This is a genomic window from Shewanella sp. (genome assembly GCF_041630135.1).
Lineage (GTDB): Bacteria > Pseudomonadota > Gammaproteobacteria > Enterobacterales > Shewanellaceae > Shewanella.
In genome coordinates this window covers 15,638-32,797 of the sequence record NZ_JBFKLW010000047.1, presented here as the reverse complement: position 1 = coordinate 32,797, position 17,160 = coordinate 15,638, and the positions used below count along the sequence as shown (strand labels likewise).

The window sequence follows — 17,160 nt, the reverse complement described above, 5'->3', positions numbered from 1 at the left end:
TATGGAAACCGTATCCCCGGTCACCGTTATCGACGCTGCCGCCATTAAGATGAGCGGTGAGAAAACCGTGGCTGACGTGCTGAACAACTCTGCCATCAACAGCTTTGGTTCCTGGCGTGGTATTTCAGGTTATGGCTCCGGCGCCAGCTCCACCAGCAGTGTAAACCTGCGTGGTCTGGGCTCTTCTGCCACTCTGGTGCTGCTGGATGGTCGCCGTATGCCGGGCACCAGTTCAAGCTCCGGTGCTGTGGCTGACACCTCGCAGATCCCCATGGCCATTGTTGAGCGCATTGAAATTCTGCGAGACGGTGCCTCAGCTGTGTATGGCTCCGATGCGGTAGCCGGTGTAATCAACATCATCACCAAGAAAGAATTTGAAGGGGTAGAGCTGGATTACAACCTGGAAATGCCTCAGGTTGAAGGCGGCGATGCCAACCGTCTGGCCATTGCCACCGGCTTTAACTCCGATCGCGGAAACATCACCCTGACTTACGAGTATTACGATACCAAGGCAGTATTTGACCGCGACGTTTGGAACCTGGATGACCCATCCTACGGTGCTTACTCCAGCTTCAGCTCTGTGCCCAACGGTTACTACAACACCGGCAAGCTGGACGATAAAGGCAAGCCCATTTATGCCTTCTACAGCAACTCCGCCCTCTGTGAAGGCACCGAGAACGTGGTTGACGGTACCGATGGCAGCAACAATGGCCGCTGCTTCTACAGCTATGGTGAAGTGACCAAGCTGTTTGGCGACCAGACCCGCAACTCGCTGCTGTCGAACTTCAACTATGAACTCAGCGAAAACTTAAGCTTCCGCGGCCGCGCCAGTGCCTCTTTGGCCGAAACCCACACCCGTTATGCCGCTACGCCTGTGTCGACCAACTATCCGGTGATGGGCGCCGATAATCCTTACAACCCAACCGGTGCCGATATGACGCTGTACATGCGCTCGGTGCAGATTGGTGAGCGTGACACCCTGACCGAAACCGACAGCTTCGATGTGCTCGGTGGTCTGGTGGGCTATGCCGATGTGGGCAATGGTATCGATTGGGAAGTGAATGTTCAGCACTCCACCTCGAAGACCAATTCGTTCAACTACAACCTCATCAACGATTCCATCATTCAGCGTGAAATCGACTCAGGTGAGTACGATATTTTCAACACCTCTGGCATGAGCTATGCCGACTGGGAAAACCAGATGACCGCGCTCTACAGAGCGGCGGCTCACACTGGTGTGTATCAGGGCAAGTTTGAAAGCACCCAGATTGATGGCCTGTTCTCTACCACCCTGGTGGATAGCGATACCCTGACTCTGGCGATGGTGACCGGTGCTGAATACGAGATGATCAAGTTCAAGCAGACCTCAGATCCTGAGTCTGCGGCCGGTATCATCTCCGGTGGCTCAGGTGGTGATGATGTGGATGCCACCCGTGACCGTACCGCCGGTTATGTTGAATTCCAGATGGGCCTGCCCGCCGATGTCGAAATCTCTGCCGCCCTGCGTTACGAGCGTTACGAGCAGGAAGGCAGCCTGACCGGCGCTACCGGTGCCGTGGTTAACAGCTCTACCTTCGATGCCGTGGTGCCCAAGTTTGGGATCAGCTGGCGCCCGGTAGACACCCTGCTGCTGCGTGCCAGCTACGGTGATTCTTTCCGTGCCCCCAACATGAGCGAGATGTTCTCGTCTCAGTCGCTGAGTTTCGAGTCGGCGCTGGATACCCTCTGGTGTAACGCGCCGGGGAACACTGACGAGAACTACTGCCGCACTGCCAACCAGCACAAGACCTGGTACGGTGGTAACCCAGACCTCGAAGCCGAAGAAGGTAACTCGTTGACCCTGGGCGCGGTGTGGAACGTCACCGACGACTGGAACGTGGAACTGTCTTACTACGCCATCACTTACGACAACAAGATTGAGTCAGTCAGTGTGGATGACCTGCTGCGTGAAGAAATCCGTAACGGCAGCTCGCCATACATCCACCGTGGTGCCGATGGCAAGATTGAATACATGGAAGCCGGCGTGCGTAACCTGGCCACCGTTGAGACCTCAGGTCTGGACTTCGTGACCGCTTACAACCTGCCAACCAATGTCGGTGATTTTAACTTCAAGCTGGAAATGTCCCACGTGCTGGACTTCAAGAAGCAGGACAACGCTGAGTCAGAAATGATTGACTACGCTGGCCTGACTGATACTCCTGACTGGCGCGGTAACTTTACCGCCAGCTGGAAGCATGAAGATTTCAGCGCCGCCTGGACCACTGTCTATATTGGTGCACAGGATGCCCAGTACTGGCGTGACCTGAGCGGTGAGGACTACTACAAGGATTACTCCGCTTACTTCCGTCACAACGTGCAGGTGGGTTACCAGCACGCCTGGAATGGCTCCATCACCCTGGGCGTAAACAACCTGTTTGATGAGCAGGCGCCAAACTATTACACCTATGCAGACTACCGCGATGCCAACGTGGGTCTGTACGATGTACTGGGTCGCACCTTCTATCTGCGTCTGAACCAGAAGTTCTAATCCCGTTCGCCTGAAATCAAAAGCCTCCCATCGGGAGGCTTTTTTTTAAGCTAGTGCAGCTATCAGTGATTAAGTCTGAGCTCATGTCTGTGCTCATGACGATAGTGCTCATCACAGGCCCGGCAACGCTGCACTGTGGGATCCTCAGCCAACCTGTCGGCTTCAATTTCCGCTTCGCAGTCGGCACACAGGCCGTATAACCCCAAGTCCAACTGGCACAGTGCGGCGTCGAGACGTGTCAGTTGGTCGTAAATAGGCTCATCTGAGAGATGTTGGGCGGTCAGAGAGTCAATTAATTCACTCAGAGATTGGTTGACCGCTCTTTGGCTTATGCCTGGGAAGGGGAGTGCCGCAATCTCTTCCCTGAGTTTTGCTTCAAGCTGAACTAAAGCTTGTCTGGTGCTCGGTGTCGTCACGGGGATCCCCTGTTTTCGTAAGGCTCTGTTAAACTTTTGATCGGATTTCAGTCTAGTTGGCCTGTAGCTGGCGACTATGACAAAGATCAAAACAGTGTTCGATTTTTTCCGTGAGTCATGCCTAATCCCCTTTTGGATCAAAGATTGGTGAAAGGCAATGGGACGAGCACTGTTTACTTCAAAGCTTGTTCAGTGCCTCAGCTGCATCTTTCAGACCGGCAAGAATGGCATCTGTTGTTTTGTGAATACGAATTTCGCGAAACAGGGTGTCTGCCTCGGGGTATTGGCGACTTAAGTAGCTGAACCATTGCTTGATGCGTGCAGGATAATAAGTGGCTTTTTGTCCATCTATCTCCAGTTCAGAATAATGGATCATCAAATCCAGTGTCCGTTGCCAATCAAAAGGCGCATCGCCTTTGATGCTGGCGGCAAGATTCGGCAGCGACAGAGCGCCGCGACCTATCATAATGCTGTCGCAGCCGGTCACTTGCATACAGCGCTCGGCATCGTCCCGGCTCCAGATCTCGCCATTGGCTATTACAGGGATTGGCAGGCGCTTGCGCACTTCGGTAATGTACTCCCAATAAGCCGGCGGCTTGTAGCCATCGACCTTGCTGCGGGCGTGAATGGCAAGCTCGGTGGCACCGGCTTCATAGACCGCCAGCGCGTTTTCCATAAACAGGCTTTTATCTTCGTAGCCCAGACGGATTTTGGCGGTAACCGGTTGCTCGCTTGGCACCGCTTCACGCATGGCTTTAACGATATCGTGGATAAGCTCGGGGTATTGCAGCAGTACTGCACCGCCCTTGCTGCGGTTGACCATTTTAGCCGGGCAGCCAAAGTTTGCGTCCACGCCACGGGAGCCCAGGGTTACTGCCCGCAGGGCATTCTCCGCCATCCAGCCAGGTTCCTGACCGAGGATCTGCACCCGCACCGGGGTGCCGTTTTTGGTTAGGCCATCGTTTTTAAGTTCAGGGCACAGCCGGTAGTAGACCTTTTCAGGCAGCAGCTGATCCACCACGCGCACGAATTCGGTGACCAAGAGGTCATAGGGGTTGATTGAAGAGAGCAATTCTCTCATCAGATGGTCGAGTACGCCTTCCATCGGGGCCAGAACAATGCGCAAGCGGGTGGTTCCAATTATCGAGTGTTTTCGGGGGCTGCATTTTACCCTGTGGCCACCCGGGAACCAAGCAGGGGTATTAACCTGTTGGTTTTTTTATATCAAGTGCGTGTTCTTTCGCGTGGCGCTCTAACCAGAAGATACCTATACAAGAACTTGATGATACAGACAAAAATGACTAGTTTAGTTGCATTGCCTTGCACGTTTTTAACGTGATTTCTACGTGCAGAAGCAAATGAGTGAAATAAAAAAGAGTCGCCCAAGGTCTACTTAGCCAAGTCGGCAGCAAAGGGCGGCCGAGAACATTGTCAGTACACCAAGAAGGAATATGCACATGAATACATTTAAGAAAACTGCCGCAGCTGTCGCACTGGGAAGCGTTGTTGTTGGCGCCGCCTTTGCTGCTGAAGCCCAAGCCAATCCATTTGGCTTTAATGAAATGCACGCTGGTTACCAGTTGATTGGTGATGAAGGTAAGTGTGGTGAAGGCAAATGTGGAGAAGGCATGAAAAAAGGCCACGAAACAGCCGAGAAAGCCAAAGAAGGTAAGTGTGGCGAAGGCAAATGTGGCGAGGGCATGAAAAAAGGCCACGAAACTGCCGAGAAAGCCAAAGAAGGCAAGTGTGGTGAAGGCAAATGCGGTGAAGGTATGAAGAAAGGCCACGAAACTGCCGAGAAAGCCAAAGAAGGTAAGTGTGGCGAAGGCAAATGTGGTGAAGGTATGAAGAAAGGCCACGAAAAAGCCAAAGAAGGTAAATGTGGCGAAGGAAAGTGTGGCGAAGACATGAAAAAAGGCGACGCTAAAGCCAAGAAAGAAGGCAAGTGTGGTGAAGGCAAGTGCGGTGGTAACCATTAATCACTTGTGTGGCGGGACCTTCGGGGCCCGCCAATGTTCGCATCTTAGCAGGAATAATAAACATGGCAGTCCCTTCCCTGGCGGGTCTTGGCCTTCGCCGCGAAATGTTGGATGAATTCTGTCAACAGGTACCGGCAGAGATAGATTTTTTTGAAGTAGCGCCGGAAAACTGGATGGCGTTTGGGGGCAGGTACGGAAAGCAGTTCCGTAACCTGACTGAGCGTCATGCGTTTTTCTGTCATGGCTTGTCATTATCCATTGGCAGCAGTTCACCTTTGGATGTGGAGTTCGTGAAGGGCGTTAAAGCTTTTTTGGATTTTCATGGCATTGAGGTTTACTCAGAGCATTTAAGTTATTGCTCCGGCGCAGGGCATATGTACGATCTGATGCCTATGCCTTTTACTCAGGAGGCTGTGGGGCACATAGCAAGCCGGGTAAAACAGGTTGAAGACATTATTGAGCGGCCGCTGATCCTGGAAAATGTCTCTTTCTACGCAGCGCCCGGCGCCGAGATGACCGAACAGGAATTTGTATTGGCGGTGCTGGAGGAAGCTGATTGCCAACTGCTTCTGGATGTAAACAATATTTACGTCAATTCCATTAATCACAATTACGATGCCAAAGAATATCTCGCTGCCATGCCCACCGAGCGCATTCGTTATCTGCATGTGGCCGGCCATTATGTAGAGGCGCCGGATTTGATTGTCGACACCCATGGCGCCGATATTGTCGACCCTGTGTGGCAGTTGCTTGCAGATTGTTACGCCATTCATGGCGCACTGCCGACACTGCTGGAGCGGGACTTTAATATTCCCCCTACTGAAGTGCTGCTGCAGGAAATCCGCCGCATCCGAGATTATCAGGCGCTGGCCGTTGCCGCCTGCCGGAGGGCCGTATGAGTTTTAAAGCCACTCAGGACGATTTTATTGCGGCCATTCGTGATCCTGCGCTGCCTTGCCCCCAAGGTGTGCCCGAGGTGCGCATGGCGGTATACCGCGAGCTTTTTTTCAATAATGTCAGTGGCTTTGTTGCCAATGCCTTTCCGGTATTGAAAAGTCTGTACCGGAGTGATGACTGGCAGGCGCTGGTACGGGAGTTTTTTATCCACCACGATTGCCAAAACCCTTTATTTGTCGGTATTGCCGCTGAGTTTTTGACGTTTCTTCAGCAGCGTTATTCTACTGAATGCGACCCTGTATTTATGCTCGAACTGGCTCATTACGAGTGGCTAGAGCTAGTGGTGGCCACAGCAATGGATAGCGATGATCGTATTGCCTTTACGAGGCTGGAATCTGACACCGGGATCTGGAAGAGAGCCTCCCTTGCCCTGGCTTCCCATGCGCGTGTGGCTCAATACCATTTTGAGGTCGAAAAAATATCTGCCGATTATCGTTCGGAGGTGCCGGCAGCATCGGCGCAGTTTTTCTGTCTGTTTCGTGACTCTGAAGATGAGGTAACCTTCCTTAAGCTCAATCCGCTGAGCGCTCAGGTACTGGCAATTCTGGATGCTGAACCCGGACTCGATTTTGAGCAGCTCGCACAGCGTCTTCAGGCGCTCTACAGCGGCTATGAAGTGGCGGTTATTCGCGACGGTCTTGCCAGTTTGCTTGGTCAAATGGCGGCGCGTGGGGTTGTCGTGAAAAAGTTGCAATAACCCTACTTTTACTTGGTTTTATAGGCTTGTTCAAACCGCTAGAATGGCGGCCGTTTTGTGACCCCGGTCACACCTGATGGTTGTACATTATAGAGGAGTCCACATGGACGCTAATTTCAAAGAACCCTTTAACGCTTTGTATCTGATTGGTTTCTTGTTGGTTCTTCTGGTGCCAACCCTGCCTGCCAGCCTGTCTTGGCTCAAGCTTGCCGGCTTAATTTAAGCCTGCGGTAAGGGTATACTCGGCCACTCTTTGGAGTGGCCTTTGTTTTTTAATGGGCTATGAGTTTGGGCACCGTCGCCTGATAACAGCTGTTGAATAGGAGCGGGAATTGATAAAGCGCAGTTTACTGCTTGTCACCGGACTGGTGAGTTTGCTGCTGGGGATCGCGGGGGTCTTTTTGCCATTGCTGCCCACGGTCCCTTTTGTACTGCTGTCCGCCTTTTGTTTCGCCCGTTCCAGCGAGCGTCTTCATAGCTGGCTGCTGGCCCATCCCTGGTTTTCTGATGCACTCAACAATTGGGAGCAGAAAAAGGCCATTCGTAAAGGTTTGAAGCGAAAGGCAATGCTGCTGTCCAGCCTGAGTTTTATGGTGAGTATTGCCGTGGTGCCGCTGCTATGGGTCAAGATAATGCTGGGATGTATGTTGCTGGCGTTGCTTGTGTACCTTCGCAGTATTCCTGAGCTTGACGATGAGCATTAATAGCGCTTTTTGTGACCAGTAACACTGATGTAACCGGGGTAACACGGTTGCATCCACCGGCAAAGGGGCTTAAGCTTTAGCCGGATAAATTATGAAGTCCACGTCCTGTGGACTTTTTTGTTGTATAAACCCGGCAAATGCCGGCGAATTGAATGTGAACATACTATGAACACAGACAGCTTAGCGCTTATCAAGCAAAGCATTAAAACCGTTCCTGACTATCCCAAAGCTGGCATCATGTTCCGTGATGTAACCAGTTTGCTTGAAGATCACACCGCCTACCAAACGGCTATGAAGCTGTTTGTTGACCGTTACAAGGATGCCGGCTTTACCAAAGTTGTGGGTACTGAATCCCGTGGCTTCCTGTTTGGAGCGCCGTTGGCGCTGGAGCTGGGTTTGGGATTTGTGCCAGTGCGCAAACCCGGTAAGCTGCCCCGCGAAACCATCAGCGAAAGCTATGAGCTGGAGTATGGCCACGACACGCTGGAAATCCATGTGGATGCCATTGCTGCAGGTGATAAGGTGTTGGTAATTGATGACTTGCTGGCAACCGGTGGTACCATCGAAGCCACGGTCAAGCTTATTCGCCGTCTCGGCGGTGATGTTGCTCATGCAGCCTTCGTGATTTCTCTGCCGGATCTTGGTGGTGAAGCGCGTCTTGAAAATCTCGGGCTTGAAATCTTCAAGCTGTGTGAGTTCGAAGGCGATTAATCCGCCGCTCGCTTCGTCACACTGACGGTCCCGTTATGGTTTGATGGCATCAGCCACTTTCGCGTGGTATGTTTGCCCCATAACGGGACACCAGCTCCCGATGGATTTTTCGATTGGGGAGTGACATGTCTTATCAGGTGTTGGCCAGAAAATGGCGCCCTGCCAATTTTGCCCAGGTTGTAGGGCAGTCCCATGTGTTGCATGCCCTGACCAACGCCCTCGGTCAGCAACGATTACATCACGCTTATCTGTTTACCGGCACCCGTGGTGTGGGGAAGACCAGTTTGGCGCGCCTGTTTGCCAAGGGGTTGAACTGTGAGTCTGGCATTACCGCCACCCCCTGTGGCCATTGCAGCGCCTGTCGTGAAATTGCCGAAGGCCGCTTTGTCGATTTGATTGAAGTGGATGCCGCTTCACGCACCAAGGTAGACGATACCCGGGAGATCCTTGATAACGTTCAATATCGTCCCAGCCGTGGCCGCTTCAAGGTGTACCTTATCGACGAGGTGCACATGCTGTCCAAGAGCAGCTTCAATGCGCTGCTAAAGACCCTCGAAGAGCCCCCTGAACACGTTAAATTCCTGCTGGCCACCACAGATCCGCAAAAACTGCCGGTAACTGTGCTGTCCCGCTGTTTGCAATTCAATTTAAAGGCGCTGACCCAGGAGCAAATTCAGCAGCAGCTTGGTGCTGTGCTTGGCGGCGAAGGTGTTGGCTTTGATGAGCCTGCGCTGCAACAGCTGGCCAAAGCCGCCGCAGGCAGTATGCGCGATGCCTTGAGCCTCACCGATCAGGCTATCGCCTTTGGCGCCGGTGAAGTGCGGCTCGAGCAGGTGCAAACTATGCTGGGCGCCATCGACAAAGGGCAAATAGTCGCGCTTTTCGATGCCCTGTGTCAGGGCGAGATTGAGCCGCTGCTCAGCAGCGCCCGCTCGGCGCTCGGTTTTGGTGCCGACGCCGACGAAGTGCTGCGGGCACTTTTGGAGTTGTTGCATCAAATAAGTCTGGCGCAATTTGCCCCGGCGACGGCGCAGGTAAGTGATAATACCGAGGTGGTGCTCGCATGGGCGCAGGCGCTCAAGCCCGAGCAGGTGCAGCTCTTTTATCAGATTTTACTTGCAGGTCGAAAAGATTTGGCCTTTGCCCCCACTCCGGCCATCGGTCTTGAAATGACTCTGCTGCGTGCAGTGGGCTTTGTGCCCGAAAAACCGGTAACGCGCTGGCAAGCCGGTGAAGGACTGCCTAAAGTGGCTAGTCTGCCCGCGCAGCCAGTTTCCCCGGCAGCTGTTTCCGCAGAGCTTAATACCGCAGCATCGAGTACCGCAGCATCGAATACCACAGCATCGAATACCACAGCATCAGATACCACGGCACCGGGTAGCGAAGTGGCTGCTGTTGCTGATGCCACCTCAGCGGCTGTACCCAACCAATTGATGGCTGATGAGGCAGAATCACTGCCTGTTGGCACAGCGCCGTCAGTATCAAAAGCAGAGGTTGAATCGCTGACCACAGTTGCGCATGGCGCTGGGACGTCAGCTAAAGATGTCAGGCAGAACAGTGCGAGTGCCACTGAGGATTCCAGCGAGGATGCCAGTGAGAATGACTGTGTGGAGGAAGACGCCGCATTGATTGCTGAGCAGATGCTGCTGATGTCTCAGGCTGAAAGCCAGGGCTTTGCAGGGTACGGTCAAGCTGCTGACTATGGCGAATACGACAGTGGCTCGCAATTTACAGCCGAACTGAATGATGCAAAAGCGCCTGCGAACGGCAATGATTACGAAACCTTTGCCTCGGGTGCAGACTTGTTTGCTGAACCAGAGTCAGTAGCCCCTCACAACCAGAGCAGAACAGTTGCAGTAAGCCCTGCAGAGTCGAGCCAGGATGTACCTTCTGCGGCCAATACGGCGCCTAAACCGCCGGAAGCAGGCGCTTTTGGTGACGATATCCTCGATGCCGTGCTGGCTGCTCGGGATGACCTTCTTGCCGGGATTACCGAGGAGGCGAAAGAGGATGAATCAAAAAAGTCCCCGGGCAGTTTCGCCCGTCGTCAATTGGCGGCGGCAAAGGCCAGTTCTGAATCTGCAACCACACCCAAACCGACAAAAGCGCTGGAAGAGGCTAATCCGCCTGAGCCAGCAGTAACGGGGCCTGCTGTAAACGCCTTGAATGTTGATTCGGGCGAGGCTAACCAGGTTCATGCGAGCCAAGTGTTGAGCGCTATTGACGACCGGCCACCCTGGGAAGAGCCTGCAGACGCCATTGAGTCGCCAGGTTTGCAAGTGGCAGTGATTGAAACGCCGGATGACATTAAGGAACCCCAACTTATTGAGGGAGAGGCCGTTGCTGCTCAATTAGCGTCAAACGCAAAAGGCCTGCCTGAACAGGTGCATGCGCCGATGCCAGAGCCTGCAGCTCAGCCAGAATTCGAACCTCAGCCTGAGTCAGTTTCCAAGCAGAGGTTAGCGGTAACAGACGATGCCATTCGTGGTGATGAAACCGATTTGCGCTGGTACAAGCTAATGGGCGCGTTGGAGATTGGTGGCCGGGTGCGTCAGCTGGCGGTGAACTCGGTTTGCCTTGAGTGGGCCAACCCCATTCCCTTGGTACTGAAGCAAGATCAGAAGCACCTGGCAGCGCCGGTGGCGATTGAGCAGCTCAATGAGGCGCTCTCTAACGCCCTTGGTCATCCGGCCTGGATTGCCCTTGAAGTGGGCGAAGTGCCGGGACGCGAAACCCCCCTCGATATTCGCGGCCGTTTCCATCAGGAACTGCTTAGAAACGCCAAGAATGCCCTTGGCACCGATGCGGTGGCTCAGCGGCTGATGCAACAAGCTGGCGCCTGGATTGATGAAGACAGTATCAGCTATCCCCAGGACAGGTTGGCAGCCCGAGGCAGAGCGCTGCCACAACCACCGGCGCTGGCAGAGACTCAGGATGAAATTGCGTCGTCCTGATCCCAGCGGACAAGTGTGGCAATTGCCAAGGGCGCAGATTTCAGTAAGATTAGCCAACTTTAATTCCTTTTTGCCTGCAAGGCTGCGGGCCACAACCGAAAGAGATTGAGCGTATGTTTGGAAAAGGCGGTATGGGCAACCTGATGAAGCAAGCCCAGATGATGCAGGAAAGAATGGCCAAGGTGCAGGAAGAAATCGCCCGCATGGAAGTGACCGGTGAGTCCGGCGCTGGCCTGGTTAAAGTGACCATGACCGGCACCCACAATGTACGTAAAGTGGAAATCGACCCAAGCCTGCTGGAAGACGACAAAGAGCTGCTGGAAGATTTGATTGCTGCGGCCTGTAACGATGCTGCGCGCCGCGTGGAAGAAAACCAGAAAGCCAAAATGGCCGAAGTGACTGGCGGTATGCAGTTGCCACCCGGCATGAAGATGCCTTTCTAAGGAACTGCGTCGAATGAAATTCAGTCCGCTGGTGGATGAGCTTATCCAGAGCCTGCGTTGTTTGCCGGGAGTTGGGCCCAAGTCGGCCCAGCGCATGGCGTTTGCGCTGCTTGAGAGCGATCGCAAGGCGGGCATTCGGCTGGCCGACACCCTGTCGCGGGCCATGAGTGATGTGGGCCACTGTCAGAAGTGTCGCACCTTCACTGAACAGCCTCTGTGCCCTATTTGCGCCAGCAGTCGTCGCGGCGATGCCGATACCCTGTGTGTGGTGGAAACGCCTGCGGACGTGTTGGCCATCGAGTCCGGTGGCCACTTTCAGGGCCGCTACTTTGTGCTGCAAGGGCATTTATCGCCCCTGGACGGCATAGGTCCGGAGCAGTTGGGGTTGTCGTTGCTGGCGTCTCAGCTGGAGCAGGGCGGCATCAATGAGCTTATTCTCGCCACCAACCCCACGGTGGAAGGGGATGCCACGGCGCATTTTATTGCCGATATTGCCCGCAAGGCCGGTGTGTCGGTGAGCCGTATCGCCCATGGCGTGCCCGTGGGCGGCGAACTTGAATACGTGGACAGCACCACCCTGGCGCTCAGTTTCAATGGTCGCCTGCCGCTGTAAACCATTTGAATATTCATGTTAAAGCCCCAATTTCTGGGGCTTTTTTGTTGGAATTTTGCTCATTCAACCTCGGCTTGCATTAAAGCCCTTGAAATCCAAACCGCAGACCCCATCTCTTTTCTATCCGGGCACGAGCCCATTGTATTTTGCAACACTGAAAGAAAAGGGAACTAAGATGTCGCATCAAGAAACCCATGGTTTTCAAACAGAAGTCAAACAGCTTTTGCATTTGATGATCCACTCTTTGTACTCAAACAAAGAGATCTTTTTGCGTGAACTGGTGTCCAATGCCGCCGACGCCGCCGACAAGCTGCGTTATCTGGCGCTGACCAACGACGCCCTGTATGAGGGCGACGGCGAGCTGAAAGTGCGCGTCAGTGCCGATAAAGACAAGGGTACAGTGACCATTGAAGATAATGGTATTGGTATGACCCGCGATGGCGTTATCGAACATCTGGGCACCATTGCCAAGTCCGGCACCGCCGATTTCTTCAAAAACCTCTCCGGTGACAGCGCCAAAGACTCGCAGCTGATTGGTCAGTTCGGTGTTGGTTTCTACTCAGCCTTTATCGTGGCCAAACGGGTAGAAGTGTTCACCCGCGCCGCCGGTCACAGCGCCGATGAAGGTGTGAAGTGGGAGTCAGAAGGCGAAGGCAACTTCAGCGTTGAAACCATCACCAAAGCCACCCGCGGTACCAAAATTGTGCTGCACCTGCGCGATGAAGAGAAAGAATTTGCCGATGACTGGCGCCTGCGCTCCATCATCACCAAGTACTCAGACCATATCTCCATTCCGGTAGAGATGTATCAGGAGGGTACTCCTGAGCGTGAAGGTCCTGACGGCGAAAAAATCCCTGCCACCGAAGGTGAGTGGAAGGCGATGAACAAGGCCACCGCGCTGTGGACCCGCAGCAAGTCAGAGGTGACTGACGAAGAGTACAAAGAGTTTTACAAGCACATTTCCCACGATTACGGCGACCCACTGGAGTGGAGCCACAACAAAGTTGAAGGTAATCAGGAATATACCAGTCTGCTGTATATCCCGGCGAAGGCGCCTTGGGATTTGTGGAACCGCGACCGCAAGCACGGGCTGAAGCTGTTTGTGCAGCGGGTATTCATCATGGATGACGCCGAGCAGTTTATGCCGTCTTACCTGCGCTTCGTGCAGGGCTTGATTGATTCCAACGATTTGCCGCTGAACGTCAGCCGTGAAATTCTGCAGGACAACAAGGTGACCCGTAACCTGCGTCAGGCACTGACCAAGCGTGTGCTGTCGATGCTGGAAAAGCTGGCTAAGGATGATGCCGACAAGTATCAGCAGTTCTGGGCCGAGTTCGGTACTGTGCTTAAAGAAGGTCCGGCGGAAGATTTTGCCAACCGTGAGCGCATCGCAGGTCTGCTGCGTTTTGCCTCGACCCACAGTGGCGATGCCACGCCTTCAGTGTCGCTGGATGACTACATCGGCCGCATGAAGGAAGGGCAGGAAAAGATTTACTACATAGTGGCCGACAGTTATGAAGCCGCCGCCAATAGCCCGCACCTTGAGCTTTTGAAGAAAAAAGGCATTGAAGTGTTGCTGCTGTCTGAGCGCATCGATGAGTGGCTGATTAACCACCTGCATGATTTTAAAGAGAAATCACTACACTCTGTGACCCGTGGCGATTTGGATCTGGGCGCATTGGAAGATGAAGCCGAAAAGGCCGAGCAGGAGAAGCTTGCCAAAGAGGCCGAAGCCCTGGTGGACAGATTCAAGTCAGCCTTGGGTGACAAGGTCAAAGAGGTGAAAGTGACCACCCGTCTCACCGACACCCCAGCCTGTGTGGTGGCCGGTGAAGGTGAAATGTCGAGCCAGATGATCAAGCTGATGCAGGCGGCCGGGCAGCCGGTGCCGGAAAGTAAGCCGACGCTTGAACTCAACCCCACCCATCCGCTGGTGGCGAGACTTGACGCCGAGCAGGATGAAGCCGCTTTTGCCCAGTGGGCAGAGCTTTTGTTGTCCCAGGCTACCCTGTCTGAGCGTGGCAGCCTGGCAGATCCATCCGCCTTTATTAAGCTTGTCAATGCGATGCTGCTTAAATCGGTGAACTAAACTCATAGCGGGGGCCAAGCGCCCCCGTTTGTCTATTTGCGACAGGAACAGGAGAGCCCACAGCAATGCAAGGGACGAATCCGGGCGAGGCACTGGCGGTCGTAGAGCTTAGCCGCGACAACATTCAACAGGTGCTGGAGCAATCGTTAACAGGCCCCGTTATCATCAGCTTTTATGCGCCATCCCACCCCCAAAGTGTGGCCATGAACGATACTCTGGCGCGCCTTATTCAGGGACGTTGCCTGTTGGCGCTGGTGAACTGCGAAGCCGAGATGGAGATTGCCTCTTATTTTCGCATTCAGGCACTGTCAACTGTGCTGGTAATGAGCCAGGGGCAGCCGGTGGATGGGTTTGCCGGTGAAAAGGCCGATGCCGACATTGGTGCCATTCTGGAGCAACATCTGCCGCCTGCGTGGAAGCAAACGCTGCAGGATGCTAAAGGACTGCTGGCAAGTGGCGATGCTGAGGCGGCGTATACCATGCTTAAAGGTATCGAAACCGAGGCGCAAGCCGCGGGCGCCGAGTTTCAGCTGGCGATGGCCGATGCCGAACTGGCTAACGGGGAAATTGGCGGTGCCGAAGTTCGACTTGGCACCATTGGGCTTGCGGATCAGGATGGCTACTATCAGAGTATTAAAGCCAAATTGGCCCTCGCCAAAGAAGCGGCCGATACTCCTGAGATTCGTGAGCTACAGCAAAAATTTAATGCTGATCCGGATAACGCCTTGCTGCGTATTGAGCTGGCAAGAGCCCTCGCTCAGGCCAAGCGCGAAGAAGAAGCGCTTGGTTTGTTGTTTGACGTACTTGCCCAAGACCTGAATTGTCAGGGTGGCGATGTAAAACAAGCGTTTATGGATATTTTAACCGCCATGGGGCAGGGCAGTGCCCTGGCCAATCAGTTCAGACGCAAGCTGTACGGCCTGCTGTACTGAGCGGTGGAATGAATGTGGGTCGGCCTGAGTTGGCGTTTTTTTGCGCCAACTGAGGCTAAAGTCGAAAGCACAGCCCTTCTAAAGCGCGGGGTAATGTGCGAAGATCGCGGCCCTAAGAAGAATATCGATGCGAAATTAAGAGGACTCCCCCGATGCGCATTATCCTATTGGGCGCCCCAGGTGCCGGTAAAGGTACCCAGGCTCAGTTCATCATGGAACACTACGGAATTCCCCAGATCTCTACCGGCGACATGCTGCGCGCTGCTGTTAAGGCGGGCACTCCACTGGGTCTGGAAGCCAAGAAAGTGATGGACGCAGGTCAGCTGGTATCTGACGAGCTGATCATCGGTCTGGTTAAAGAGCGCATTGCCCAGGACGACTGCGCCAAGGGTTTCCTGCTGGATGGTTTCCCACGTACCATCCCTCAGGCCGATGCCATGGCTGCCAACGGCATCAGCATTGACCATGTCGTTGAAATCGATGTGCCTGACGAAGAAATCGTTAAGCGCATGAGCGGTCGCCGTGTACACCCAGGCTCTGGCCGTGTGTATCACGTGGTATTTAATCCACCCAAGGTGGAAGGTAAGGATGATGTAACCGGTGAAGAACTGGTTATCCGTCCTGACGACGAAGAAAGCACAGTGCGTAAGCGTCTTGGTATTTACCACGAGCAAACCAAGCCATTGGTTGACTACTATGGCAAGGTGGCTGCAGAAGGTAACACCAAGTACAGCAAGTTCGACGGTACCCAGTCTGTGGCCGAGGTGAGCAAGCTCATCCAGGCAGCTCTGAGCTGATAGCAGCTCGGCTTGGAAGCCAGTTCGCAATTTGTAAAAAAGCCTGTGAAAACAGGCTTTTTTGTTTTCTGCCCTGTGTTAGGCTAATCCATATTTTGCAACGCTGAGGTGATGAGTGAGCCAGGTAAATCCTATGTTTGGTGTACTGCTGGTTAATTTGGGCACACCCGATGCCCCCGATGCCCCTTCCGTTCGCCGCTTTTTAAAGCAGTTTTTGAGCGACCCCCGGGTTGTGGATTTATCCCCCTGGATTTGGAAGCCCATTCTCAATGGCATTATTCTCAATACCCGTCCGGCTAAGGTCGCCAAGCTGTATCAGAGCATTTGGTGGGATGAAGGCTCGCCGTTGATGGTGATAAGCCAGCGCCAGAGGGACAGGCTTGCCCAGGAGCTGAAAAGTGTCTGCGGTTTTGAGGTTCCCGTTGAACTGGGGATGAGTTACGGCAATCCATCACTGCAATCCGGGCTGGAAGCCTTAAGTGCCCAGGGGGTAGATAGGGTCGTGGTGCTGCCGCTGTATCCTCAGTATTCCTGCTCCACTGTCGCCAGCGTGTTTGATGGCGTGGCCGGTGTGCTCAAAGACTGGCGCCGTTTGCCGGACTGGCGTATGGTGCGTGAGTATTATCGTCATCCACTCTATATCCGCGCCCTGGCCGAGTCGGTGACCCGTTTGTGGGATGCACAAGGCAAGCCTGACCGCTTGCTGATGTCGTTCCACGGTGTACCGCTTCGTTATGTTACCGAAGGCGACCCGTATCAGGCGCAGTGCCTCGAAACTGCGCGCCTTGTGGCCAAGGAGCTTGGACTTGGTAATGATGAGTGGCAGGTGTGTTTCCAGTCGCGCTTTGGCAAAGAAGAGTGGCTTACGCCTTACACTGACGAGCTGCTGGAAAGCCTGCCTGCCCAGGGCGTGAAAAGGGTGGATATCATGTGCCCGGCTTTTGCGGCAGATTGCCTCGAAACCCTGGAAGAAATTGCCGAAGGTGGCCAGGAATCCTTTATTCACGCCGGTGGCGAGCAGTATCGGGTGATACCCTGCCTGAATGATGACGATGCCCATATTCGCTTACTTGCAGAACTTGTGCGCGAACAAAGCCTGGGCTGGCAGTTAAGTTAATGCTCTGCAGCCGCTGTCACTGGTCAGCGGCTGAAAATATGATAGAATCTGCCGCCTTTGCGCCGGGCGGCGGTATTCGGCTCTCTCGCCAGATAAACTCCCCGCCTTTTTGACGATGAAAATCGGTCCGGCCTACAATCAAGTTACCTATTTTCTTCTTTCGCCGGGCGAGGGCGCCGGGCGTCGATGGCATGGATGCGAAATGCCGATAGGCAAGTTGCGTT

15 protein-coding genes are annotated in these 17,160 nt (G+C 53.9%); 13 read left to right on the top strand and 2 right to left on the bottom strand.

Annotated features, from left to right (window positions below; all coding sequences use genetic code 11):
- On the top strand, positions 1-2,527 hold a 2,527-nt coding region (locus ABYK60_RS13030), incomplete at its 5' end, for a TonB-dependent receptor (protein WP_372872457.1).
- Between the two features lie 62 nt (positions 2,528-2,589).
- Here ABYK60_RS13030 and ABYK60_RS13025 read toward each other — a convergent pair.
- Positions 2,590-2,943 carry a TraR/DksA family transcriptional regulator gene (locus ABYK60_RS13025; RefSeq protein ID WP_372872456.1) on the bottom strand — a complete coding sequence of 118 codons (354 nt, stop codon included), beginning with the start codon at positions 2,941-2,943 and terminating at the stop codon, positions 2,590-2,592.
- A 178-nt stretch (positions 2,944-3,121) separates the two neighbouring features.
- Positions 3,122-4,069 carry a tRNA dihydrouridine(16) synthase DusC gene (dusC, locus tag ABYK60_RS13020; protein WP_372872455.1) on the bottom strand — a complete coding sequence of 316 codons (948 nt, stop codon included), beginning with the start codon at positions 4,067-4,069 and terminating at the stop codon, positions 3,122-3,124.
- A gap of 331 nt (positions 4,070-4,400) precedes the next feature.
- On the opposite strand from dusC, the gene ABYK60_RS13015 reads away from it, so the two are divergent.
- From ABYK60_RS13015 to hemH, 12 genes are all read left to right on the top strand, one after another.
- Positions 4,401-4,922 carry a hypothetical protein gene (locus tag ABYK60_RS13015; RefSeq protein WP_372872454.1) on the top strand — a complete coding sequence of 174 codons (522 nt, stop codon included), beginning with the start codon at positions 4,401-4,403 and terminating at the stop codon, positions 4,920-4,922.
- Positions 4,923-4,984: 62 nt separating this feature from the next.
- Positions 4,985-5,821, top strand: a complete 837-nt coding sequence (locus ABYK60_RS13010; RefSeq protein WP_372872453.1) for a DUF692 domain-containing protein — start codon at positions 4,985-4,987, stop codon at positions 5,819-5,821.
- A complete protein-coding gene (locus ABYK60_RS13005; RefSeq protein WP_372872452.1) occupies positions 5,818-6,576 on the top strand; it encodes a DUF2063 domain-containing protein in 759 nt (252 codons plus the stop codon). Before ABYK60_RS13010 ends, ABYK60_RS13005 begins: the two co-directional genes overlap by 4 nt.
- A gap of 332 nt (positions 6,577-6,908) precedes the next feature.
- On the top strand, positions 6,909-7,280 hold the full coding sequence (locus tag ABYK60_RS13000; RefSeq protein WP_372872451.1) for a YbaN family protein: 372 nt from the start codon (positions 6,909-6,911) through the stop codon (positions 7,278-7,280).
- Between the two features lie 165 nt (positions 7,281-7,445).
- Complete coding sequence (gene apt / locus ABYK60_RS12995; protein WP_372872450.1) at positions 7,446-7,991, top strand: adenine phosphoribosyltransferase; 546 nt, start codon at positions 7,446-7,448, stop codon at positions 7,989-7,991.
- Between the two features lie 125 nt (positions 7,992-8,116).
- Complete coding sequence (gene dnaX, locus ABYK60_RS12990; RefSeq protein WP_372872449.1) at positions 8,117-10,945, top strand: DNA polymerase III subunit gamma/tau; 2,829 nt, start codon at positions 8,117-8,119, stop codon at positions 10,943-10,945.
- Positions 10,946-11,058: 113 nt separating this feature from the next.
- Positions 11,059-11,388, top strand: coding sequence for a YbaB/EbfC family nucleoid-associated protein (locus ABYK60_RS12985; protein WP_126166430.1), 330 nt, complete (start codon positions 11,059-11,061; stop codon positions 11,386-11,388).
- Between the two features lie 13 nt (positions 11,389-11,401).
- Positions 11,402-12,001: a recombination mediator RecR gene (gene recR / locus ABYK60_RS12980; protein WP_126166431.1), complete on the top strand. Its 600-nt coding sequence runs from the start codon at positions 11,402-11,404 to the stop codon at positions 11,999-12,001.
- A gap of 175 nt (positions 12,002-12,176) precedes the next feature.
- Complete coding sequence (gene htpG, locus ABYK60_RS12975) at positions 12,177-14,090, top strand: molecular chaperone HtpG (RefSeq protein ID WP_372872448.1); 1,914 nt, start codon at positions 12,177-12,179, stop codon at positions 14,088-14,090.
- A 65-nt stretch (positions 14,091-14,155) separates the two neighbouring features.
- Positions 14,156-15,022, top strand: coding sequence for a co-chaperone YbbN (locus ABYK60_RS12970; RefSeq protein WP_372872447.1), 867 nt, complete (start codon positions 14,156-14,158; stop codon positions 15,020-15,022).
- A gap of 152 nt (positions 15,023-15,174) precedes the next feature.
- Positions 15,175-15,819 (top strand): adenylate kinase, encoded by a 645-nt coding sequence (gene adk / locus ABYK60_RS12965; protein WP_372872446.1) that lies wholly within the window; start codon positions 15,175-15,177, stop codon positions 15,817-15,819.
- Between the two features lie 133 nt (positions 15,820-15,952).
- Positions 15,953-16,936 (top strand): ferrochelatase, encoded by a 984-nt coding sequence (gene hemH, locus ABYK60_RS12960; RefSeq protein ID WP_372872458.1) that lies wholly within the window; start codon positions 15,953-15,955, stop codon positions 16,934-16,936.
- Positions 16,937-17,160: the final 224 nt, after the last annotated feature.